Source organism: Devosia equisanguinis (genome assembly GCF_900631955.1).
GTDB classification, from domain to species: domain Bacteria; phylum Pseudomonadota; class Alphaproteobacteria; order Rhizobiales; family Devosiaceae; genus Devosia; species Devosia equisanguinis.
In genome coordinates this window covers 50189-73376 of record NZ_UZWD01000031.1, presented here as the reverse complement: position 1 = coordinate 73376, position 23188 = coordinate 50189, and the positions used below count along the sequence as shown (strand labels likewise).

Here is a 23188-nt window from a genome sequence, read left to right as displayed (position 1 = left end):
CGTCCGGGCAGGCGCCATAGCTCGGCGATGATGCATGCCACGCCCTATGATGGTTCCTCGCGCCTGTTCCAGATCGGCACCAGGCCGCTGCCGCTCGAGGATTGGCTCGAGCCGGATGCGTGCCTCGCCGAGCAGCTTCGCGAAAAGGCCCGGCTGCAGGCACTGGGGACGCCTGATATCTTCGCCGAATTGCCGGAGAGCCGAGCGGCGCAGGCCGAACTTTTGGCCCTGTTGGTCGACTATCTGCCCGCCCGCTTTCCGCACCTGTGGCAGGCCACCGGCACCGGTCTGCGCATCCTGCCGCTCGATCAGGTGGTCGCTACCGAGGCCGAAGACGCCCCGCTGGCCGTGGCGGCAAGACTGGTGCAGGACGATCTGCTGCTGCTGCAACGCGGTGACGAAGGCTGGCGGCTGACTGCGGGCAGTCTCGCCTTTCCCTCGTCCTGGGCTTTGGCCGAAAAGCTCGGCAGGCAGCTCGACGCCATTCACGATCCGGTCCCCGGCTTTGGGCCGGGCACACGTTCCGCCCAGATCATGGCGCGCATGTTCGACGCCACCCGGCCGGAAACGCCGATGATCCGCTGGAATTTCTCGCTTTATGGCGATGAGCGGCTGCATCATCCCGATAGTCTCGGCCCTGGTATCCGGCGCTTTGGCCATGGGGACCGCGCCGATCCGGTCATCCTGCGCGTCGAGCGGCAGACCCTGCGCAAGCTGCCCGAGACCGGCGCCATGGCCTTTGCCATCCGCATCTCAACCGAAAGCCTCGACCAGATCGCCAGCCGCCCTAACGCCCCCGCCATCGCGGTAGCGCTGATCGACCAGGTGCGGGCGCTGACGCCCGAACAGCTCGATTACAAGGGCCTGACGCTGGAAAAAGACCGTCTCCTCGCTCGTTTGACGGAGCTCGGCGGGTCCTAACCCTATATTGACCCGCGCGGGATAGACCTCGGCGCCGGCAGCGGCTATCCCGGCCCGATCATTTCCCGAACGCACGAAGGTATTCATGACCGATTGGATCATCCAGACCATTTCAGAGCTTGGCTATGTCGGGATTTTCCTCGTCATGCTGGCCGAATCGTTGTTTCCTCCGATTCCGTCCGAGCTGATCATCCCCTTTGCCGGCTTTGCGGCGGCCAATGGCGATCTCAACCTGTTCGGCGTTCTGGCGACGGCGACGGTCGGCGCGGTGGTGGGCATGCTGCCCTGGTATTTCGCCGGTCGCTTTTTCGGGCTCGATCGGGTGCGCTGGCTGGCCGACAAGTTCGGCCGCTTCATGGCCTTCAATGCCGACGAGATCGATATCGCCGTCGCCTGGTTCAAACGTTATGGCCCGACCATCGTGCTGTTCGGCCGGCTGATCCCGCTCATTCGCACGCTGATCTCCATCCCCGCCGGCCTGTCGCGCATGCCGCTCTGGATCTTCCTTCTCGCCTCGACGCTGGGTGCGCTGATCTGGAACACCTTCCTGACCATGGCCGGCTTTATCCTCCATGAGCATTACCACGTCATCGAAGTGGTGCTCGATCCGCTGAGCTATGTGGTGCTGGGTCTGGTCGTGCTCATCTATCTCTACCGGGTCATCACCTGGAAACCGAGCAAGCCGCGCGACTAGATCATTTCAAACTGAGGTGGACTCTCAACTCTTTCGCCTCCCTCCCCCTTGAGGGGAGGGAATGAGGGTGGGGGTCCATCAGTGTGTCACTGAACGACCCCCTCCCCGACCCTCCCCTCAAGGGGAAGGGGGCGATGGAGCCGCATCAACCAGAACGTGAAACGCTCTAGCAGTCCCTTGCAATTTGCGAGGCCTCTTGCATTCTGCAAGGCAAAGCGGTGCGCAAAATGCGAAACTTCATAAGGGCTTAACATTTGCCGCCTGGTTTGCCGCGCCCGTCGAACTGGCACGGTTCGTGCAATTGGGGGAGCGTCCGGAAGAGTAGTGCTGCGTACCGGGCGTCAGTCATTCGGGCCCTGCATCCATTGACCTCGATGCAGGGCCCTGACTGTCCGCGGGCTGGCAGCCTTCAGCCCGCGCAAGACAGCGGGTCTGTCGCCAGCGCAAGCCGCAAGGTCTTGTCGCCAGCGGGCTCAGCGACTAGATAAGTCCCAGCTTTTTCCGGAGACGCCCATGCGCGCCGTTCTCGATATCATCCTCATTCTCCTCCAGCTCTACTGGTGGGTGCTGCTCATCATGATCATCATGAGCTGGCTGATCTCGTTCAACGTCATCAATACGCGCAACCAGTTCGTCGCCGCCGTCTGGCGCGTGGTCAATCAGTTGACCGAACCGGTGCTCAATCCCATCCGGCGCTTCATGCCCAATCTCTCGGGCCTCGACTTGAGCCCGCTGATCGCCTTCCTGCTGCTGTTCTTCATCCAGTCGATCATCGGCTATTACATCTATCCCGCCGTTGTCCGCGCCGGCATCTAGCTGGTTCAGGCCAACGCCCTCCGGCCTCCTCCTGCACCTGCGGGTCACGCCCAATGCCGGGCGCGACGCCATAGACGGCGCCGAAATCCGTGACGACGGCAGCTGCGTGCTGCGGGTCCGCGTCAGTGCCGTGCCCGACAAGGGCAAGGCCAATGCCGCCGTCATCGTCCTGATGGCCAAGGCGCTTGGCACTGCCAAATCCACCATCACCCTGGTAAGCGGCGACACCAGCCGGCAGAAAACGCTCGTCGTCTCCGGCGACGCCACGGCCCTCGCCGAACGCGCAATGGCCGTCGCAGGCGGGTGAACGGGCTCGGGCCTCCCCCAAAACCCCCGCGACAAACCGTCACACTTTCCAATTGCTTAACCCGGCAATCCCGGTAAGCTCCTTGCTTGGAAGGGGCTCGACGGAGGGCTGGCGGGGGCGCGGGCGTCACGATCCGAACCCAGCCGGTGCGGGCTCCTCGGAGGACACATTCGAGGGACTGGACTTATGGATTTGGCACTCTGGCTGATCGTCGCCTGTGGCGGTCTGTCTATCGTATACGGCATAGTCACTACCCAAGGCCTGTTGGCCGCCGATGCGGGCTCGGCGCGCATGCAGGAGATTTCGGCCGCGGTGCGCGAAGGCGCTTCGGCCTATCTCAAGCGGCAATACACCACGATCGGCATTGTCGGCGTCGTCATCCTCGTCGCCGCCTGGCTCTTGCTCGGGCCCTATGCGGCCATTGGCTTTCTGATCGGCGCGGTGCTTTCGGGCGCTGCCGGCTTTATCGGCATGAATGTGTCGGTGCGCGCCAATGTGCGCGTCGCCCAGGCGGCCGTCGGCTCGCTGGCCAAGGGCCTTGATCTGGCCTTCAAGTCCGGCGCCGTCACCGGCATGCTGGTGGCGGGTCTGGGCCTTCTCGGCGTCACGCTCTATTTCCTCGTGCTGCGCGGCATGGGTTTTGAGGCGACCAGCCGCACCGTCATCGATGCGCTGGTGGCCCTCAGCTTCGGTGCCTCGCTGATCTCCATCTTCGCGCGTCTCGGCGGTGGTATCTTCACCAAGGGCGCCGATGTCGGTGGCGATATGGTGGGCAAGGTCGAAGCCGGCATTCCCGAGGACGATCCGCGTAACCCCGCCACCATTGCCGACAATGTGGGCGACAATGTCGGCGATTGCGCCGGCATGGCGGCCGACCTCTTCGAAACCTATGTGGTCACCATCGTCGCCACCATGGTGCTGGCCGCCATCATCCTGCCCGAGCCGTTCCGGCTCATCGGCATGGTGCTGCCGCTGGCCATTGGCGGGGCCTGCGTCGTCACCTCGATCATCGGCACCTATTTCGTCAAGCTCGGCGCCGACAACAATATCATGGGTGCGCTCTACAAGGGCGTCATCGCCTCGGGCGTGTTGTCGCTGGTGGCGCTGTTACCGGTGCTGTGGCTGATGTTCGGCGACATGAACGTTGCCATCGCCGCCAATGACAAGACCTTTACCCCCTGGCACCTGTTCTGGTGCGGCGTGGTCGGCCTCGTCATTACCGGGCTGATCATCGTCATCACCGAATATTATACCGGCACCAATCGCCGCCCGGTCAATTCCATCGCCGAGGCCTCGGTCACCGGACACGGCACCAATGTCATCCAGGGCCTGGCGGTTTCGCTCGAATCCACCGCCCTGCCGGCGCTCACCATTATTGCCGGTATCATCGTCACCTATTCACTGGCGGGCCTGTTCGGCATCGCCTTTGCGGTGGCGACCATGCTGGCCATTGCCGGCATGATCGTGGCGCTCGACGCCTTCGGCCCGGTCACCGACAATGCCGGCGGCATTGCGGAAATGGCCGGGCTCGATGCTTCGGTACGCCACAATACCGATGCGCTCGACGCCGTCGGCAATACCACCAAGGCCGTTACCAAGGGCTATGCCATCGGTTCGGCTGGTCTCGGGGCCCTGGTGCTGTTCGCCGCCTATACTCAGGACCTCATCTATTTCTCCGGCCTGCCCGATGCGCCGGCGATCTTCCAGGGCATGGGCACGCTCAGCTTTTCGCTGGCCGATCCCTATGTGGTGGTGGGCCTGTTGTTTGGCGGGCTTCTGCCCTTCCTTTTCGGCGGCATGTCGATGACGGCGGTGGGCCGCGCCGCGCAATCGGTGGTGGTGGAAGTGCGCCGCCAGTTCAAGGCCGATCCAGGCATCATGGCCGGCACGTCAAAGCCTGATTATGCGCGGGCCGTCGACATGCTGACCAAGGCGGCGATCAAGGAAATGATCATTCCTTCGCTGCTGCCGGTGCTCAGCCCCATCGTCGTCTTCTTCCTCATCAACTGGATCGCCGGCCCTGCCGCCGGCTTCTCGGCTCTCGGCGCCATGCTCATGGGCGTCATCGTCACCGGGCTCTTCGTCGCCATCTCGATGACGGCGGGCGGCGGCGCCTGGGACAATGCCAAGAAGAGCTTTGAGGACGGCTTTACCGACAGCCACGGCGTCACCCATCACAAGGGCAGCGACGCCCACAAGGCCTCCGTCACCGGCGACACCGTCGGCGACCCCTACAAGGACACGGCCGGCCCCGCCGTCAACCCGATGATCAAGATCACCAATATCGTGGCGCTTCTGCTGCTGGCAGTCCTGGCGCATCTGGGGTGACCAGACGTCGGCTGGACTGAATGAAGAAAGCCCGGGGCGTAAGCTCCGGGCTTTTGTTCGTTAAAGAACTCTCGACTTATGCCGGTCAAGGTGGGTGACTCAAGGATATGCAGGCGTTCGTTCACCCGATGGCGCGGGGCCAAGCCTGCAAATTTCAGTTCGATAGCTTGACCTGGTTTCGCTCACCGCGCGGTGCGTGTGTTGAACGTCACCTCGAAAATGTCGAACGCCCCCACCCTCACTCGTCGTGTAGCTGAAACGGGCGCATGATGGGTGTCCGTGCTGTGGGAGACAAACCATGCGGAAGCTGATTGCCGGCCTGTTTCATTCGGTCGATGGGGTGGTGCAGGACCCCTATAAATTCCAGTTCGACAATTTTGATGACGGGCTGGGCCGGATGCTCACCTCCATCCAGGCGGAGACCGATACGGTGCTGATGGGTCGGGTCGGCTGGCAGGACTGGGCGGGCTATTGGCCCAATGCCACCCAGGACGGGGATTTTGCTGATTTCATCAATGCGGTGCCCAAACATGTGGCCTCGCATACCCTGTCTGCGGCCGATATGGCGGCCTGGTCCAATTCGCAGCTTATGACGGGTGAACTCGTCGACGTCGTGCGCGACCTCAAGGCGCAGAAGGGCGGCACCATTGCGGCCATGGGCGGCATTTCGCTGGTGCGTCAATTGCTGTTTGCCGGACTGATGGATGAGTTGAGCCTCATTACCCATCCGGTTGTGGCGGGCGCGGGCAGACACCTGTTCGAGCCCGGCGATCCCACCACAAGGCTCGAGCTCGTGCGTTGCGAGGTCACCGACAAGGGCAATGTGGTCCAAGTCTATCGCAAGCGCGCCGACTAGGTGCAGCCGAGGAGACGAACCATGTCAGACGCCATGCGCATCAAGGGCATCTATGCCTGCATTGCCGTGTCCGATTTCGAGGCCGGTGTCGATTTCTACACTCGCCTCATGGGCCGCGACCCCGATGACCGCCCCACGCCCAATATGGTGCAGTGGCGGCGCGACGGGGGCCTGCAGATCTGGCACGATCCCGCCCATGCCGGACACAGCCGCAGCACCATTGTCGTCCACGCCATTGAAGCCGAACGGCAACGGCTCGAGGCGGCGGGCATCGCGCTCGGTCCCGATGCCGCCGGCGATTGGGGCATCGTCGCCCAGATCGCCGATGCCGACGGCAACCAGATCACCCTGGCGGAACCGCCCAAGGGGTTTGTGGACTAGCGGTAGAGCGTGATGGGCCCTCGGCTCAAGGCCGAGGGTGACGATCTCAGCGCGGTAATTGATCGCGTCACAATCACCAGCCGTCGCCCTCGGGCCTGACCCGAGGGCTCTTTAGGGTGCTTCCCCTTCCCCGCCCCCAAACGCAAAAAGGCCCCGGTGTCTCCACCGGGGCCCGTGTAATCAAAAGCCTAAAAGAATCAGGCCGACTTGGAGGCGCGGCTCATGCGCTTGCGGTCGTTCGGGTCGAGCCAGATCTTGCGCAGGCGGATCGACTTGGGTGTCACCTCGACATATTCGTCGTCGGCGATATAGCCGAGCGACTGTTCGAGCGTCAGCTTCTTGGGCGTGGTCAGGCGCACCGCTTCGTCCTTGGAGGTGGTGCGGATATTGGTGAGCTGCTTGCCCTTGAGCGCGTTCACTTCCAGGTCGTTTTCGCGAGAATGCTCGCCCACGATCATGCCTTCATAGATGTCCACGCCGGCATCGATCATGATCGGGCCGCGCTCTTCGAGGTTCCACAGGGCATAGGCCACCGACTGGCCGGTGCCGTTGGAGATCAGAACGCCGGTACGACGACCCGAGAGATCGCCCTTATAGGGCACGAAGGAGTGGAACAGGCGGTTGAAGATGGCGGTGCCGCGGGTGTCCGAGAGCAGTTCTGCCTGGTAGCCGATCAGCGAACGGGTGGGCACGAGCAGGCGGATACGGGTGCGGCCAACGCCCGAGGGGCGCATGTCGGTGAGTTCACCCTTGCGCTCGGTCAGCTTCTGCACCACGGCGCCGGTATGTTCGTCATCGACGTCGATGATGACTTCCTCGACCGGCTCCATGCGCACGCCGTTCTCTTCCTTGAACAGCACTTTCGGGCGACCGATGGTCAGCTCAAAGCCTTCGCGGCGCATGTTTTCGATCAGCACGGCGAGCTGCAGTTCGCCGCGGCCGGCCACGTCAAAACTGTCATTGTCGTCGCCGGGGGTGACGCGGATGGCCACATTGCCTTCGGCTTCGCGCATCAGGCGCTCGCGGATGACACGGGACTGCACCTTGTCGCCTTCGCGGCCAGCCAGCGGGCCGTCATTGATGCGGAAGGTGACCGACAGGGTCGGGGGATCGATCGGCTTGGCGGCGATCGGCTCGCTGACCGAGGGCACGGCAATGGTGTCGGCCACGGTCGAGGTTTCGAGACCGGCAATGGCGACGATATCACCGGCTTCGCCGACTTCGATGGGATTGCGCTCGAGGCCACGGAAGGCCAGGACCTTGGAGATGCGGCCCTTTTCGACGATCTTGCCGTCGCGGTTCAACGTGTGCACGGCGTCACCGGCCTTGACCGAACCCGAGGCGATGCGGCCGGTCAGGATGCGTCCGAGGAACGGGTTGCGCTCGATGGTGGTGACCAGCATGCGGAACGGGCCTTCTTCCACCTTGGGCTCGGGCACGTGTTCGATGACCTTGTCGAGCAGCGGCGCCAGGCTGTCGCGGGCGCCATCGGGCTCATTGGCCATCCAGCCGAGCTTGGCAGCGCCATAGAGCACCGGGAAGTCGAGCTGTTCGGACGTGGCGTCGAGGGCGACGAAGAGGTCGAAGATTTCCTCGAGCACTTCCATGTGGCGCTCGTCGGACTTGTCGATCTTGTTGATGGCAACGATGGGGCGCAGGCCCTGGGCCAGCGCCTTGCCGAGCACGAATTTGGTCTGCGGCATCGGGCCTTCGGCCGCGTCCACCAGCAGCACCACGCCATCGACCATGGACAGGATGCGCTCGACTTCACCGCCAAAGTCGGCGTGGCCGGGGGTGTCGACGATATTGATGCGGGTGTCGTTCCACATCAGCGAGGTCACCTTGGCGAGAATGGTGATGCCACGCTCGCGTTCGATGTCGTTGCTGTCCATGGCGCGCTCTTCGACGCGCTCGTTCTCGCGGAAGGAGCCGGATTGCTTGAGCAGCACGTCGATCAGCGTGGTCTTGCCATGGTCGACGTGGGCGATGATGGCGATATTTCGCAGGGCCATTAGGGTCCGCCTTGTTGGCACGATCCGCGAAACCGCCCCACGGGAGGAAACCTCTGGTGGGCTGGCCAGTACAAACCATGCAATATGATGTTGCCGGGCTCGCTCATGGCGGAGGTCCGGCAGGGTCGGGCGCTGCATATAGCAAGAGGCTCGATTTCACAAGGTTTCAATATGCAGGGCGGGTGTGCGGAGCGGGCCGAACCCGCTCCACGGTGGAATTATTGCAGCGTGTCGCGCACGGTCGGCGTCAGCATCAGGCCCGGCACTTCGGTGAACACCAGGTCTTCGCGGCCGAAATAGGCCTTCTGGTTGATGCCGCTCCAGTCATTGCAGGCAATCACATAGCTGTCCTTGTCCGCCAGGTCCTCCGGGGCGGCATAGAGGAAGTCGCCGGTGCGAGCGTCCAGGGCAATGTCGCCGTCCTGATTGACACGGGCAAGAATGTCGCGGAGCGTGGCCGCATCCACCGTGGCGGTAACGATCTTGCCTTCGAAGCGCAGGATAGAATTGTATTCGTAAAGGCTGATGGGTGCCCCGGGAAAACCGGTGCCGAACGAGGTGTGGCCGATAAAGCCGATATCGGCGCCTGCCGCCGCCGCCAGTACCTGAGCCACATAGCGCCCGGTTTCACCCAGGCTCATGGCCTCGGGTGCCGATCCGATGCGGGCTTTTTCCTCATCGGTCAAATGCTCATCCAGCACTGCGGCAATAGTCGCGGCAAGCTCGGCATCGCCAGCGCCGTCGCGGTCGATCACCACCTGCTGCAGCACCGGGGCGGTGCCGGCGGCAAGGCTTGCCAGCGTCATCAGGCTCGACCAGGAGCCGGTATGGACATAGCCCACATCGCCTTCGGCATGAGTGAGCACCAGATGGTCATGCCCGCCCACCAACAGGGTTCCGGCCGGCAACAGGGGCAGGATATCGCGATCGGCGATCACGCCGGCATGGCTGAGCACGATGCCGACCGTGCCCATGGCGAGAAGATCGACGACATTGGCCTTGGCCCATTCGACCGGGGCGGGGAGGGTCAAGTGCTCGCGGCTGGCCTTGGGATAGGTATTGAGCGCGTCGGTGGCGATGCCGACCACCACCACTTGTGCGCCGCCGATCTCCAGCATGGCGTGGCTGGGGGCGTATTCGGCGCCGGTGCGGGAATCGAGGATGTTCGAGATCACCGAAATCCCAAGCGCATTGGCCTGGCTGACGAACTGGGCAAGGTCATTGTCGAAATCGGGCTCATGATTGCCGATATTGACGACCACGGGGGCCAGCGCTGCCAGCCTTTCGAGAAACTGCCAGTCGGCCCGACCGGCCGAGCGGGCTGCAGCGACGTTGCCGAGCTCGAAAATGTCACCGTTGATCAGGATCAGATCGGCGCCGCCTGCGATCTCGGCGGCGACGGCCGCCAGCACCTGCGGCAGCCGGTCATAGGCTGAATGCAGGTCGGAGAGCACCACGGCGCGGACCGCGGCCTGCTGGGCGAAGCTCACCGTGCCGGCCAGCGGCAGGGCGGCACTGGCCGCCATGAGCTGGATCAGGCGGCGGCGGGAAAGCGTCGATAAAAACATGTCGTGTCATACCTTTACGTCGAAACGCTCTGGCTCTTACCCGCCGCATGGCACAATCTTGTGACAGGCGGGCATGGCCCGCCAGCAGCCGGCTAGCGCAGTGAACGCGGCAGGTCGCCCGACTGCCACAGCCCCAGGCCAAAGCCATCGGGGTCCAGAAAGTCGGCGCTCCAGCCGCCCGGAGCTTCGGAAACCGGGGTGACGATGGTCACGCCCTTGCCGGCCAGCTCGGCCACGACGTCGTCGATGCCACCCTCGTCGAGTTCGAAGACAATGGCCGGCGTGTCGCCGCGCCGGCCCTCCTGCAGGAAGAAAATGAGGTCGGGGCCGGCGCCGATCCGGCCCTGCAGCCAGAACGGCTCAGCCCCTTCCATGCGCTCGAGCGCGATACCCAGCGTGCTGGTATAGAAGGCTTCGGTGCGGGCGATATCGGCGACATAAAAGACGATGCTGACGGCGCTGGGTTTGAAACTCATGTTTTCTTCTCCATTGGATTGGCAGCAACCAGTTGCCGCGCCGGCTGGTTTTGTGAGCGGCGGACCAGAAAAATATGGCCATCGGGATCGTGGCTGGCAAATATGCCGCCATGGCGGGACAGCGCCTGGCGCAGAGCGATGCGCATGCGGCCATAGGCGAGATCGAGATTGAGCCCGACCATTTCCTCGGGCGCCGCCAGCCCCCTGGCCGCCAGAAGTCGCCTGAGGCTTACCACGCGCTGGCGCAAGGCTGTGTCGGGAAGACGCAGGAGATAGGCGATTTCGCGGCGATTGTGTCCGGTCAGGACCAAAGCCGCCAATGTATGCAAGGCGGGTGGCAGGTCCTTGAGGATGTCGGCGGGCGGCGCGGTTTCGCAGTCGGTTTGCGGCGGGACGGCCACTCCCGCCCAAGCATTCTCGCGCGCTCGCCGGCGCGTGGCGGTCCGCACATGCATGCGGGCGCGGTTGCGCACCACACCGCACAGCCAGAACAGCGTCTTGTTATCTTCGAGATCGAACCGGCCAGCGGCAAAGGCCGCCATCAGCGCTTCCTGGACGATGTCTTCAGCATCGTGTCGCGCCCCGGCCCGGCGGGCGCTGGCGAGCAGCTGCGCAAGAGGGCGCGAGACCATGCCGGATCAGGAGGCCTTCTTGCTGGCCAGAGCCTTGCTGGCTTCCGAGTGCAGGAGGTTGGTGAGCGAAGCCGGTTGCAGCGGCGGGGAGAACAGGAAGCCCTGCACTTCGGAAACGCCCTGTTCGCGCACCATTGCCAACTGCTCTTCGGTTTCCACCCCCTCGGCGGTGGTCGACATGCCCAGCGATTGTCCCAGCCCGATGACGGCGCGAATAATGGCCTGGCTGTCGTGCCGCGTGGTCAGGTCGCGCATGAAGGAGCGGTCGATCTTGATCTTGTCGAAAGGGAAGCTGCGCAGGTAGGACAGCGAGGAATAACCGGTCCCGAAATCGTCCATGGAAATGCGCACGCCCATCGCTCGTAATTCGTGCAGCGCCTTGATAGTGCTCTCATTGTCGGTCAGGAGCAGGCTCTCGGTGATCTCGAGCTCGAGCCGGGTGGGATCGAGCTTGGCTTCGGCCAGTGCGGCGCGCACCTGACCAACCAGATCCTTGTTCCGGAACTGCACTGGCGAAAGATTGATGGCGACGCGCACATCGCCCGGCCAGCTGGCAGCAGCCTTGCATGCTTCGTGCAGCACCCATTCCCCGATCGATACGATCAGCCCGGTTTCCTCAGCCACCGGGATGAACTCCACGGGCGAGATGGTGCGATCGTCATGGTCCCAGCGCAGCAGGGCCTCGACGCAGGTCACCCGGTTTTCATGCAGGCCGAGCAACGGCTGGAACATCAGCCGCAATTCCTGGCGCTGCAAAGCGAGGCGCAGCCCGGCCTCGATGGAGCGGCGCTGCTGCAGCTCGGCATCCATGCCGGTTTCGAAGAAATGATAGGTCGAGCGGCCTTCGGACTTGGCCTTGTAGAGCGCCAGATCGGCGTTCTTGACCAATTGATCGGTGGTGATGCCGTCTCCCGGGCCCACCGCGATGCCGACGCTGGCGCCGATCTCGATCTGCTGGCCAGCGATGTTCATCGGGCTGCGCATGGCCCGGACGATGCGGTCGGCGACCCTTGCCGCTGCGTCAATGCTGTCGATCGGGCGCAGCAGCATGGCGAATTCGTCGCCGCCTAGCCGCGCCAGGAGGTCGGTTTCGCGCGTGGTGCCCCAGAGGCGCACTGCCGCCTGCTTGATCACCTCGTCGCCCACCGCATGGCCCAGCGTGTCGTTGACCGCCTTGAAATGGTCGAGGTCGATATAGAGCACCGCTGCCATTTCCCCGCGCTGGAAGGCCGCCTCGGTCTTGGCCATCTGCTCGAGGAATTCGATGCGGTTGGGCAGGTCGGTCAGGGCATCGTGCCGCGCTAGATGCTGGATGCGGGCTTCGGCCTGGCGCTGTTCGGTAATGTCCTCATGGGTCGAAACCCAACCGCCATCCTTCATCGGATGGTGCTGCATCAGAATGGTGCGGCCGTTGAGCTCATGGATATTCTTGCCATATTCGCGCCGGGCGATGACGTCACGGCGCCAGGCGATATAGTCCTCGCGCGTGCCGCCGGCGCTCATGCCCATGTCGAACAGGTGCCCGAGGATATCCTCGAGCTGCGTGCCGGGCTTGAGATAGCTGACCGGCAGGTTGTAGATGCGGGCATAGGGCTCGTTGCAGATCACCAGTCGGCCGCGCGCGTCCATCATGCACAGGCCAATAGAGATATTGTTCACGGCCGCATCGAGCCGGATATTCTGCCGTTCCAGCTCCAGCTTGCGCTTCTGCTGGCTCTCCGAGCGGGCGATTTCGTCGGTAATGTCCTCGTGGGTTACCACCCAGCCCAGCCGCTCGGAATAGACATGAGCGGTTTCGATGATGCGACCGCCTGATACCATTTCCTGGCTCTTGTGACGCGAGCCGCTGCGATTGGCGAGGAGTTCTGCTGTATAGGCCTCGTAGAAGGCATCGGGGCTCTGTCCGGCATGGTTGCCCAGCCGCACCGAAAGATGCACGATATCCTCAAGCGTCATGCCCTTGTGGATGGCGTCTTCGGAAAAGCCATAGAAATCGCGATAGTGCTTGTTCCACATCTGCAGGCGGAACTGCGGCGACCATACGCAAAAGCCATAGGGAATGCTTTCGAGTGCCGCATCGAGCAACAAGGTCTCGGCGACATCCGCAACATTGCCGGTATCCTTCGAGCCCATTGGCCCCCCACAGTCCAAAGCCACGATCCGACGCTGGCCGGCAGGCTAGTCCTCGCCACTTAACGGCGAATTAAACGGGCCCGGAAAAGCCGTTACAACTGCCCTGACCGGGCGTCTATGCTCGAAAGTCCAAGAATTGTCGTGGTGGGCGGCGACATCAGCAGGGCTTGCACATGGTTGGCGCCCTGTTCTGCGGTCAGTTTACCCATGTCGAGCCGCAAATCATAGCTTTTGCTGTCATGCACCGCCTGCTGCCAGCGCGCCACCGGCGCCGGTACGCCCGGGCCCGCTGCATAAAGCCCGTCCTGGGTATCGGCATTGCGCCGCGCCATGATGGTGTCGAGATCGCAGTCGATGCCGATGAAATAGACCGCAAAGCCGGCCAGCGCCTCCGCCAGCATCGGCAGCGGGTCGAACCCGGTGGCATAGTCGGTGTGGAGGCCCAGATCTGCTACCACGTCGAGCCCCGAGGTCGCCATGCCGGTCAGAACCCCGAGATAGCGGCCGAACAGTTCAGGCAGGTTGGCCTCGAGATCGGGCCGCTCGCCGCCGGGCCTGAGGCCGATACCGGGTAGAAGCTCAGGGGGCAGGGTGGCGTTGAAGGCATCGACACCCCAGATGAGCCAGCGGCCGGACACGCGGGTTCGGATGGCCTCAGCGAGGCTGGATTTTCCGGCACGCGGCGCGCCATTGAGAATAACGATCCGGCCGGTCATGTGCGCTCCTCTGCCTGTTGCGCGCATGGGCACCGTTTTTTCCGCCGCCGTCAATCCATGCCCGCCGCAGAACCAGACAAAAAGAAGCCCGCTCCTGGGGGCAGGAACGGGCATGACTGACAGGTCAATTCTATTCAGGGGCGGCTGGCAGGAGCGCGTCTCAGTTTGGGGGCTCGGTCAGCACCCCTGCCAGCCACTGGAGGCAATGGTTGTAAGCTGACAGCGCAATGGGGCGTCAGAAAGGACTAATCATGGCCGAAATGGGGTATTTGCGGCGCTTGCCTTCCCCGGCGAATGGGGCAATCATGACGGCGAAGTGACAAGAGGCTGAGGGCCGCGTGCAGGGTCCGTCCGACGAAGCGCAGAACCGGCTGGCTCTGGTGCATGTGGGTGAACCGCAAGGCCAGGCCCAGCGACCCGTGCAACCAGTCGTGGCCTTTGATCGCCGCGAACTGATGCAGATCCTGTCGGTCTATGGCCGCAAGGTTGGGGCCGGCGAATGGCGCGACTATGCCATGGACTTCCTGCGCGACCGGGCGCTGTTCTCCATCTATGCCCGCGTTTCCGAGCGCCCGCTCTTCGTCATCGAGAAAAACCCCAAACTGCGCGCCAAGCAGGGCCAGTACATGGTCACCAATCAACAGGGCCGCATCCTCAAGCGCGGCCAGGACCTCGCCCAGGTCCTGCGCGTCCTCGACCCAGACCTCATCGTCGTCGGCTGATTTTTTTGTTTTGCCGCTGGCTGGCCCATCCCCCCTGCGGGCTGGGGTGGGGGTGAGAGCCCAGGCCCCCAGGGCGCTTTCGACGTCGAGGCGAAGCCCAAATCTCCCCCTCATCGAGCGCTACTTGCGGGCAGCCCCTCATGGTTCCCCCAACCCACCAGCCGTCACCCTCGGGCGAATACCCGTGGGCACTATACGCCACTGCGGGGCCGCTAAGTGTAGCTCCTCGGGTCAAGCCCGAGGGCGGTCTGGTGGGTGGGAAGCCGCGTGCCAACTGGCAGCGCCAATTCGCGGCCTCCTCAAAAGGGCGGGATTGGGGGCTCTGAACGCTCCAGGCCCCCGAAGTCCGGTCTAGCCTTGAGCCTTCTTGTTGCGCGCGGCATAGGTCTTGAGGCGCAGGCCGTTGAGGCGGATGAAGCCGGCGGCGTCCTTATGGTCATAGGCCACGGCGCCTTCCTCGAAGGTCACCAGATCCATCGAGTATAGGCTATAGGGCGAGGTGCGGGCGATAACCGAGGCGGAGCCCTTGTAGAGCTTCACCGTGACTTCGCCAGTGACATATTCCTGGCTCTTGTCGATCAGCGCCTGCAGCATTTCGCGCTCGGGCGCATACCAGAAGCCGTTATAGATCAGCTCGGCATATTTGGGCATCAGCTCGTCCTTGAGGTGAGCTTCGCCACGGTCCAGGGTGATCGATTCGATACCGCGATGCGCCACCAGCATGATGGTGCCGCCCGGTGTTTCATAAAGGCCGCGCGACTTCATGCCGACAAAGCGGTTTTCCACGAGATCGAGCCGGCCGACGCCATGCTTGCCGCCCAATTCGTTGAGCTTGGTGAGCAGGGCTGCGGGAGACAGGCGTTCGCCATTGACCGAGACCGGGTCGCCCCTTTCATAGCCGATGGTGATGATCTCAGGCTCGTTGGGGGCCTTTTCCGGGTCGACGGTGCGCTGCGGCACATAGTCGGGATAGGGCACGGCAGGGTCTTCCAGCACCATGCCTTCGGACGAGGTATGCAGCAGATTGGCGTCGACCGAGAACGGAGCCTCGCCGCGCTTGTCCTTGGCAATCGGGATTTGGTTGGCTTCGGCATAGGCGAGGAGTGCCGTGCGCGAGCGCAGGTCCCATTCGCGCCACGGCGCGATGACCTTGATGGCGGGGTCGAGCGCATTGGCGGTCAATTCGAAGCGCACCTGATCATTGCCCTTGCCGGTAGCGCCATGGGAAATGGCGTCGGCGCCGGTTTCATGGGCGATTTCGACCAACCGCTTGGCGATCAGCGGGCGGGCGATTGAGGTGCCGAGCAGATACTGGCCTTCATAAACGGTATTGGCACGGAACATCGGGAAGACGAAGTCGCGCACAAATTCTTCGCGCAGGTCTTCGATATAGATGTCCTTGATGCCGAACAGCTCGGCCTTCTTACGCGCCGGCTCCAGCTCTTCGCCCTGGCCGAGATCGGCGGTAAAGGTCACCACCTCGCAGTCATAGGTTTCCTTGAGCCATTTGAGGATGATGGAGGTGTCCAGGCCCCCGGAATAGGCCAGCACAACCTTCTTGATTTCGTTCGCCATTGGTTGGTCCCCGCGAAAAATGATGATGACAGGATAATTCAGTTCTATCGCAATAAACTTGCCAATATCGCAAGCATGGCGCAAAGTTTGGCATGATCTGCCAACTCTAGGTGGATGGAGCACATTTCGTGTCAGAAATTCTCGATGCCATCGATCGCCGTATCCTGCGCGAGTTGCAGCGCAATGGCCGCATGTCCAATGTGGAATTGGCCAATGCAGTGGGATTGTCGCCCTCGCCTTGCCTCAGGCGGGTGAAACTGCTCGAGGAAAAGGGTGTCATCGACGGCTATGTCGCCGTGCTAAACGGGCCGAAACTGGGCCTGGGCCTCACGGTCTTTGCTCGCATCTGGTTCAAGACCCAGGATGCCGAGACCACCAACCTTTTTGCCGAGACAGTGCGCAAATACCCCGAAGTGGCCGAGTGCTATCTCACCACGGGGGAGTGCGATGCGATCATGCGCGTGGTCACGACGGATCTGCATGCCTATTGGCGCTTCCAGTCCGACCATCTCATGCGCATCCCCTCCGTGCAGTCGGTCAAGACCGACGTGCCGATGGAAACCATAAAGGCCGGCCAGCAATTGCCGCTTTAGAGCATTTCACGGTCTTGTTGATGCAGCTCTATCGCCCCCTCCTCCCCTCAAGGCAGGGCTATCGCAGATGGCGAATTGGCACCGGGCTCTCATCCCCCACCCCAACTCTCCCCGCAAGGGGGAGGGAGACGGACCGGTTCTTTTGACTAACTCTTGCCCAGAACGCGATGCGGCTCCTCCCCCTCCTTCAGGGGGAGGTTGGGAGGGGGTTGTTTAGCGATCCACTGATGGACCCCCTCCCTCAATCCCTCCCCTCAAGGGGGAGGGAAGCGAAAGCGCCCAAAGTCCACCTCAAGTTGAAATGGTCCAGGCGCTGGCACGCTTTTTCCCACCCACCACTGTGCTTGTTGCCCTGTCGCGCCAGGCTGACCATTTGCCTCTCGGTCAAACAAAAAGGGCCCCGATCGGGGCCCTTTTCAAATTCGTGTGCACAAGGCTTAGCTGCGATGGGCTGCCAGCCAGCTGCCCGAATTGAGGTTCGGCGCCAGGCCCTGCTTGCCGAGCAGTTCGAAAGCCCGCTTGTACCAGTCGCTGGACGGGTAGTTGTGACCGAGCACGGCGGCGGCGGACATGGCTTCGTTGGTGAGGCCGAGCAGCAGGTAGCCTTCGGTCAGGCGGTAGAGGGCTTCCTCGATATGCGTCGAGGTCTGCCACTTCTCGACCACTTCGCGGAAGCGGTTGATGGCGGCGGTGTACTGACCATTGCCGAGATAGTAGCGGCCGACCGACATTTCCTTGCCGGCAAGCTGGTCATAGGCGACGAGGAGCTTGTCCTTGGCGTCCTTGGCATGCTCGGACTTGGGATAGTTGTTGATCAGCAGCGTATAGGTGTCGATGGCGTCACGCGACAACTGCTGGTCGCGGGTGATGTCCTTGATCTGCGCGAAATAGGACGTGCCCTTGAGCCAGAGGACGTAAGGCACATCCTTGCCATTGGGATAAAGCGCCAGATAGCGGTCGGCGGCCAGAATGGCGGGCTCGAACTTGCCCGTGCGATAATTCGCATAGACCTGCATCAGCTTGCCCTTCTCGGTCAGCGGATCGCGCGGATGCTGACGTTCGAGCTGCTCGAGCTTCTTGATGGCGGTCTGGTAGTACTGGCGATCCATATCGTCCAACGCGCCCTGATACAGCGCGGCCGCGGGAATGATCGGCTCTTCCTTGACCTTGGGCGGGCCAAACAGGTTCATGCCCGAACAGGCTGCGAGAAACGAGGCCACGACCGCCATGGCAGCGAGCCGAACGGCCCCGCGGGAAAACTGGCTTACAACGTCAAGCTTCACGAACTGCCCCGTTCCTCAAATACCGCATTGGGCTGCGGCGTAATTAGCAAATGGATCAAAACTGTGGCGTCGCCGAGGGCCGGAAGACCGGATCAGCGCACGGACCGCAGATAGTGATGAACCTCCAAGCCGTCCGGCTGGTCATCGAAGGCCTCGAATTCCAGCGGCAGCTCATCGGCCGTGACTATCTCATAATTGGCTTCGCTGGAAAAGAGACCGGCCAAAACATGGGCATTGAGCGCATGTCCACCCTTGTAGGAGCGGAAACGGCCCCAGATCGCCATGCCGCCCAGCGACAGATCACCAATGGCGTCGAGCAGCTTGTGCCGGACGAATTCGTCTTCGAAGCGCAGCCCGCCGGGATTGAGGATACGATCCTCATGCACGGTGATGGAATTGTCGAGGCTGGAGCCCAGGGCATAGCCGGCCTGGCGCAAAATCTTGGCGTCGCGGGCGAAACCGAAGGTGCGGGCGCGCGACACGTCCTCGAAATAGCGGCGCGGCGTCCAGTCGAAAATCATGCGCTGGCGGCCGATGACCTTGGAGTCGAAGTCGATCTCAAGGTCGAGTGCCCGGCCATTATAGGGCTCGAGCGCGGCGAAGGCGTCATTGTTGCGCACGGTGACGGCGCGCATGACCTTGAGGAATTTCTTCTGCGCCGGCTGGATTTCGAGGCCAACCTCGAGAATCGCGGTGGCGAAGGGATAGGCGCTGCCATCCATGATCGGGCATTCCGGCCCGTCCAGCGTGATCAGCGCATTGTCGACGCCCATGCCGGAGAGGGCGGAGGTGACGTGCTCCACCGTGGCAGCGCTGACGCTGTCGCCCAGGTCGAGCGTGGTACACAGCGTGGTGCGGCTGACGCGGGAGAAGTGGACAGGAACGGGCTGGGTAAAGCTGTTTTCGCCGATCTCGCGGCGAATGAGGTAGCCGCTGTCGGGAGCGGCTGGACCGATGACGAGGGTAACCGGCTGGGCGCTGTGCACACCGTAACCGGCGAACTTGATCTCACCGGCGAGCGTGCGCTGGCGTGTCGAAAGCTTGTTCATACTGTAGGGATACTCCGCCGAACATTCACGCTCGCCAAACACCTAGCTAAAAAAAACTCGGCGCGAAAGCCGCGCCGAGTCATGTTTCAGGGTTTCCTTTACAGGGAATTAACCGTGCTTGCGCAGGAAGGCCGGGATCTCCAGGTGATCCTTCTGCTGCGGCTGAGCCGGCTGGCGACCTTGGTTATCGAGGGTGCCACGAGCGCCTTCGCTAGCGGGCGGAACCCGCGAAGCCCTTGCACCACCGGCCTCAATCGCGCTGCGGGCAGCGGCGTCGTCGGCGGTCGAAGTGCGGGGCTCCTGACGGGTTTCAGCGGCCTGCTGACCCAGGTTCAGGCCGACATTGGACGCCAGGCGCTTGAACAGGGCACGGGCATTTCGCGGTTCAGCCTCATGACGTTCCTGCGCGTCCTGTGTCCGGCGCGCAACAGCCGGAAGCTCCTCGGTGCGCGGCATGCGGCGCTGACCTTCGGGGCGGGCTGCGTGCGAGGGCACATAGACGCTCGGAATCGGCTGTTCTTCGACCATCTGAACCTCTTCGGGCTCGTGATGGATTTCGGCGGCCGGGGTATAGGGCTCGACGAAAACGCCGTCATCTTCGAGCATGGACTGCTGCAGCGGGCGCTGGGCGGCAAAGGCCTCGGCAACGGCGGCTTCCACCTGCTGGCCGATCTCTTCGACCTCGGCAATGACCGGCTCGGGAGCCGGCGGCACGACCGAACGGGTCGGCTCAACGGGCACATGGCGCTTGACCGAAAGCGGGGTGCGCGAAGCATGCGGCTTGGCCGGCTCGAGCGCCTGGACCATGGTGGCGTCGGTGCCTGTGGCCACGACGGACACGCGGATCGTGCCGTTGAGGTTCGGATCGTAGGTGGCGCCGAGAATGATATTGGCGTCCACGTCGACTTCCTCGCGGATGCGGCTGGCCGCTTCGTCGACTTCGTAAAGGGTCAGGTCCGGACCGCCGGTGATAGAGATCAGCAGGCCACGAGCGCCGTGCATCGACACATCGTCGAGCAGCGGGTTGGCAATGGCAGCCTCGGCGGCGTGGCGGGCGCGATCTTCACCAGAGGCTTCGCCGGTGCCCATCATCGCCTTGCCCATGCCGCGCATGACGGCGCGCACGTCGGCGAAGTCGAGGTTGATCAGGCCTTCCTTGACCATGAGGTCGGTGATGCAGGCCACGCCGGAGAACAGCACCTGGTCGGCCATCGCGAAAGCGTCGGCGAAGGTGGTTTTCTCATTGGCGACGCGGAACAGGTTCTGGTTCGGAATGACGATCAGCGTATCGACATGGCGATGCAGCTCATCGATCCCGTCCTCGGCCAGACGGCTGCGGCGGTTGCCTTCGAAATTAAACGGCTTGGTCACCACGCCAACCGTCAGGATGCCCTGCTCGCGAGCGGCGCGCGCCACGACGGGTGCTGCGCCAGTGCCCGTGCCACCGCCCATGCCGGCAGTGATGAACACCATGTGCGAACCGCTGAGATGGTCGTTGATCTCGTCCCAGCTTTCCTCGGCTGCAGCGCGACCCACTTCCGGGTGCGAGCCGGCGCCCAGGCCTTCGGTGACACCGACGCCGAGCTGAATGATTCGCTGTGCCTTGCTGAGGGAAAGCGCCTGTGCGTCGGTATTGGCGACGACGAAATCGACACCGTCCAGGCCGGATTCGATCATGTTGTTAACGGCGTTGCCGCCACCACCGCCGACACCGAACACGGTGATGCGGGGCTTGAGTTCCTGAATGTCCGGGATGGTGAGGTTGATGGTCATAAATGGCCCCATAGTGGCGTGGTTGATTAAGATTTACCCTCCAATTCGTTAACCGCGTCCTAACAATTGAAGCCTTCGCGTTAACGAAAAGGCAAAATGCGACATCGGGGCGTTACGCATTCAGGAAGCGTTAACCATGAAAGGCCGCCCGCGCCCGAGCATGCGCGGCTCAAGACCAGCGAACCGTCAAAAAAAATCAGAAGCTCGTGCGCAGCCAGTTGCCGACGCGTGCGAAATAGCCATCGGTACCGGTAAGCTTACGGGTGCCGCGCGGCTCGGCATATTCCTGGCTGCAGACCTGCGGATAGATGAGCATGCCGGCGACGCTGGCAAAGGCAGCGCCCTTGGCGATCTCGGGCAGGCCGGCAATGCCCATGGGCCGGCCATTGCGCACATTGCGCGCCAGTGTGCGGCGGGCGACTTCAGGCAGGCCCGTCATTTCGCTGGCCCCACCGGTGAGCACGAAGCGGCGGCCGCAGACATCCATCATGCCGGTGGCCTGCATGCGGTCGCGCACCGCGGTAAGGATTTCCTCGATGCGCGGTCGCATGATGCGGGTCAGCACCGAACGGGCCACCTGCCCTGGCGCCTCGTCATGGCTGGCCCCGACCGGCTGGATCGGGATCATCTCGCGCTCATCGGCCTGGCCCGGCAGGACCGAACCATGCAACGTCTTGAGCCGTTCGGCATCGGCGACGCTGACCGAGAGCTGGCGCGCGATATCGAGGGTCAGGTGATGTCCGCCAATGGCGATGGCATCGGCATAGACCATATGGCCATCGTTGAAGACCGAAACGGTCGTCGTGGCGCCGCCAAAGTCGATGCAGGCAACGCCCAGTTGCGCTTCGTCATCGACAAGGGTGGCGAGACCCGAAGCATAGGGGGTGGCGACCAGCGCCTCGATCTGCAGGTGGCAGCGATGCAGCACCAGTTCCAGATTGCGCATGGCCAGCGTCTCGGCCGAAATCACCGCGACGTCGACACCGAGCTTTTCGCCCACCATGCCATGGGGGTCGCGAATGCCCTTCTGGCCATCCAAGGCGTAACCGATCGGCAATGCATGGATGATCGAACGTTCCGGGCGCACCGAGCGGGAATTGACCGCCTTGAGCACGCGCACGATATCGGCCTTCTCGACCTCCTGCCCGTCGAGCGACACGGCAGCGGAGAAGGTTTCGGAACCCAGCCGACCGGCAGTGACGTTGACCAGGACGGATTCCAGCGTCAGACCGGCAGCGCGCTCGGCCATGCCGACCACGGTGCGGATCGCCTGCTCGGCCTTTTCGATATCGGTGACGACACCGCTCTTGACGCCGGAAGACGGGCCATAGCCGAAACCGATCACCTCGGCCTGATGGGTGCGTCCGCGCAGTGCCTTGCCCTCGGCGCGGGGCGTGAGGCGGGCGATGACGCAGCAGATCTTGGTCGAGCCGATGTCCAGCACGGCCACCAGGGTGGTCTTGCCCGGCAGAACGGGGCGGAGCCGTGAGGTCATCGCATCGGTCATCATGATTTTTCGGTGTCTTCGGTCTTGTTGGGGCGCACGGCCACGATGGTGTCGATCCGCAGATCGATGATGCTGACATCGCGGTCGAGCAGTTGGAATTCGTTCTGATAAGAGGTGAGCTTGCGCAGGGCCTGCGCCACGCCTTGCTCGGGCAGCTGCACCCGGAGGCCGGTGTCGTAGATCATGTCCCAGCGCCGGTCGGCGATACGGGACAGCGCCACGAGGCCATTGCGCAGATGCGGGAAACCATCGAGCGCCCGGATCATGGCCAGCGCATCGTCAGCGGCGCCGTCGCCGATCACCAGCGGCAGGTCACTGTAAGCGCCACGATCCTCGCCGATCTGCTCGCCTGCCCCGTCGATGACGAAGGTGACGCCATCAACCCGCCAGCGGGCGACCGGGATTTTCTCGGCAATCACCACCGACACATCGCCAGGATAGGTCTTGCGGACGCTGACCGTATCGACGGCCGGCAATTGCGCGACACGCTGGCGGGCCGCTTCCACGTCGAAGGCTAGGGTCGAGGCATTGGGCTGAATGCCCAGCGCGTCGAAGATCGCCTGCTCGGAGGTCAGTGTCTGCCCGGTGATCGAAATCTCGCCAATGGCCATGCCGGCTTCGGCAAACTCGCCTTGCGCGAGCGTTCCAAGGGTACCGGCAAAGGCACCGATCGGTTCGCGCACCTGATAAAGCGTCAAGGCGCCCACAAGAGCGGCGGCGATCCACAGGCCACGGCGGATGGCACGGCCATGCAGCACGCGGATGCGCGTAAAACGCCCCGCCAGCCGCTGCCGCTGCGGCCGGGCAGGAACAGGCAGTGCGCGGGGATCGACCATCCGCGCTCCG

Annotated in this window: 21 protein-coding genes; 9 read left to right on the top strand and 12 right to left on the bottom strand. The window is 63.1% G+C overall.

The window, feature by feature from the left end; all coding sequences use genetic code 11:
• Window positions 1-27: 27 nt before the first annotated feature.
• From DEVEQU_RS12735 to DEVEQU_RS12705, 7 genes are all read left to right on the top strand, one after another.
• Window positions 28-921 carry a heme-dependent oxidative N-demethylase family protein gene (locus DEVEQU_RS12735; RefSeq protein WP_126150968.1) on the top strand — a complete coding sequence of 298 codons (894 nt, stop codon included), beginning with the start codon at window positions 28-30 and terminating at the stop codon, window positions 919-921.
• Window positions 922-1006: 85 nt separating this feature from the next.
• Window positions 1007-1615, top strand: coding sequence for a DedA family protein (locus DEVEQU_RS12730; protein ID WP_126150967.1), 609 nt, complete (start codon window positions 1007-1009; stop codon window positions 1613-1615).
• Between the two features lie 513 nt (window positions 1616-2128).
• Window positions 2129-2431: a YggT family protein gene (locus DEVEQU_RS12725; RefSeq protein WP_126150966.1), complete on the top strand. Its 303-nt coding sequence runs from the start codon at window positions 2129-2131 to the stop codon at window positions 2429-2431.
• Window positions 2412-2738 carry a DUF167 family protein gene (locus DEVEQU_RS12720; protein ID WP_126150965.1) on the top strand — a complete coding sequence of 109 codons (327 nt, stop codon included), beginning with the start codon at window positions 2412-2414 and terminating at the stop codon, window positions 2736-2738. The genes DEVEQU_RS12725 and DEVEQU_RS12720 overlap by 20 nt, the downstream gene beginning before the upstream one ends.
• 186 nt (window positions 2739-2924) lie before the next feature.
• A complete protein-coding gene (locus DEVEQU_RS12715) occupies window positions 2925-5066 on the top strand; it encodes a sodium-translocating pyrophosphatase (protein WP_126150964.1) in 2142 nt (713 codons plus the stop codon).
• A gap of 298 nt (window positions 5067-5364) precedes the next feature.
• The gene (locus DEVEQU_RS12710; protein ID WP_126150963.1) at window positions 5365-5922 is read left to right on the top strand and encodes a dihydrofolate reductase family protein; all 558 of its coding nucleotides are present in this window, start codon (window positions 5365-5367) and stop codon (window positions 5920-5922) included.
• A 21-nt stretch (window positions 5923-5943) separates the two neighbouring features.
• The gene (locus tag DEVEQU_RS12705; protein ID WP_126150962.1) at window positions 5944-6303 is read left to right on the top strand and encodes a VOC family protein; all 360 of its coding nucleotides are present in this window, start codon (window positions 5944-5946) and stop codon (window positions 6301-6303) included.
• A gap of 197 nt (window positions 6304-6500) precedes the next feature.
• Here DEVEQU_RS12705 and typA read toward each other — a convergent pair whose 3' ends face one another.
• The 6 genes from typA to DEVEQU_RS12675 all read right to left on the bottom strand — a co-directional run bounded on the left by typA (window position 6501) and on the right by DEVEQU_RS12675 (window position 13840).
• On the bottom strand, window positions 6501-8315 hold the full coding sequence (gene typA / locus DEVEQU_RS12700; RefSeq protein WP_126150961.1) for a translational GTPase TypA: 1815 nt from the start codon (window positions 8313-8315) through the stop codon (window positions 6501-6503).
• Between the two features lie 218 nt (window positions 8316-8533).
• Window positions 8534-9883: a metallophosphoesterase gene (locus DEVEQU_RS12695; RefSeq protein ID WP_126150960.1), complete on the bottom strand. Its 1350-nt coding sequence runs from the start codon at window positions 9881-9883 to the stop codon at window positions 8534-8536.
• A 92-nt stretch (window positions 9884-9975) separates the two neighbouring features.
• The gene (locus DEVEQU_RS12690; protein WP_126150959.1) at window positions 9976-10359 is read right to left on the bottom strand and encodes a VOC family protein; all 384 of its coding nucleotides are present in this window, start codon (window positions 10357-10359) and stop codon (window positions 9976-9978) included.
• On the bottom strand, window positions 10356-10991 hold the full coding sequence (locus tag DEVEQU_RS12685; RefSeq protein ID WP_126150958.1) for an RNA polymerase sigma factor: 636 nt from the start codon (window positions 10989-10991) through the stop codon (window positions 10356-10358). The genes DEVEQU_RS12690 and DEVEQU_RS12685 overlap by 4 nt, the downstream gene beginning before the upstream one ends.
• Before the next feature lie 6 nt (window positions 10992-10997).
• Window positions 10998-13124: a sensor domain-containing protein gene (locus tag DEVEQU_RS12680; RefSeq protein WP_126150957.1), complete on the bottom strand. Its 2127-nt coding sequence runs from the start codon at window positions 13122-13124 to the stop codon at window positions 10998-11000.
• A gap of 92 nt (window positions 13125-13216) precedes the next feature.
• Entirely contained in the window at window positions 13217-13840 is a 624-nt protein-coding gene (locus DEVEQU_RS12675; protein ID WP_164550384.1) for a phosphotransferase-like protein, read from the bottom strand.
• Between the two features lie 371 nt (window positions 13841-14211).
• On the opposite strand from DEVEQU_RS12675, the gene DEVEQU_RS12670 reads away from it, so the two are divergent.
• The gene (locus DEVEQU_RS12670; protein ID WP_223214214.1) at window positions 14212-14562 is read left to right on the top strand and encodes a DUF2794 domain-containing protein; all 351 of its coding nucleotides are present in this window, start codon (window positions 14212-14214) and stop codon (window positions 14560-14562) included.
• Window positions 14563-14913: 351 nt separating this feature from the next.
• On the opposite strand, the gene DEVEQU_RS12665 is transcribed toward DEVEQU_RS12670, so the two are convergent.
• Window positions 14914-16137: an argininosuccinate synthase gene (locus DEVEQU_RS12665; RefSeq protein ID WP_126150954.1), complete on the bottom strand. Its 1224-nt coding sequence runs from the start codon at window positions 16135-16137 to the stop codon at window positions 14914-14916.
• A 128-nt stretch (window positions 16138-16265) separates the two neighbouring features.
• Between DEVEQU_RS12665 and DEVEQU_RS12660 the strand changes: the two genes are divergently transcribed.
• Complete coding sequence (locus DEVEQU_RS12660) at window positions 16266-16730, top strand: Lrp/AsnC family transcriptional regulator (protein WP_126150953.1); 465 nt, start codon at window positions 16266-16268, stop codon at window positions 16728-16730.
• A gap of 437 nt (window positions 16731-17167) precedes the next feature.
• On the opposite strand, the gene DEVEQU_RS12655 is transcribed toward DEVEQU_RS12660, so the two are convergent.
• From DEVEQU_RS12655 to DEVEQU_RS12635, 5 genes are all read right to left on the bottom strand, one after another.
• Complete coding sequence (locus tag DEVEQU_RS12655) at window positions 17168-18013, bottom strand: outer membrane protein assembly factor BamD (protein WP_126150952.1); 846 nt, start codon at window positions 18011-18013, stop codon at window positions 17168-17170.
• A gap of 92 nt (window positions 18014-18105) precedes the next feature.
• The gene (gene lpxC, locus DEVEQU_RS12650) at window positions 18106-19062 is read right to left on the bottom strand and encodes a UDP-3-O-acyl-N-acetylglucosamine deacetylase (protein WP_126150951.1); all 957 of its coding nucleotides are present in this window, start codon (window positions 19060-19062) and stop codon (window positions 18106-18108) included.
• Between the two features lie 108 nt (window positions 19063-19170).
• The gene (ftsZ, locus tag DEVEQU_RS12645; protein WP_126150950.1) at window positions 19171-20835 is read right to left on the bottom strand and encodes a cell division protein FtsZ; all 1665 of its coding nucleotides are present in this window, start codon (window positions 20833-20835) and stop codon (window positions 19171-19173) included.
• Between the two features lie 196 nt (window positions 20836-21031).
• Window positions 21032-22330 (bottom strand): cell division protein FtsA, encoded by a 1299-nt coding sequence (gene ftsA, locus DEVEQU_RS12640; RefSeq protein WP_223214212.1) that lies wholly within the window; start codon window positions 22328-22330, stop codon window positions 21032-21034.
• Window positions 22331-22341: 11 nt separating this feature from the next.
• Window positions 22342-23178: a cell division protein FtsQ/DivIB gene (locus tag DEVEQU_RS12635; protein ID WP_126150948.1), complete on the bottom strand. Its 837-nt coding sequence runs from the start codon at window positions 23176-23178 to the stop codon at window positions 22342-22344.
• Window positions 23179-23188 lie beyond the last annotated feature (10 nt).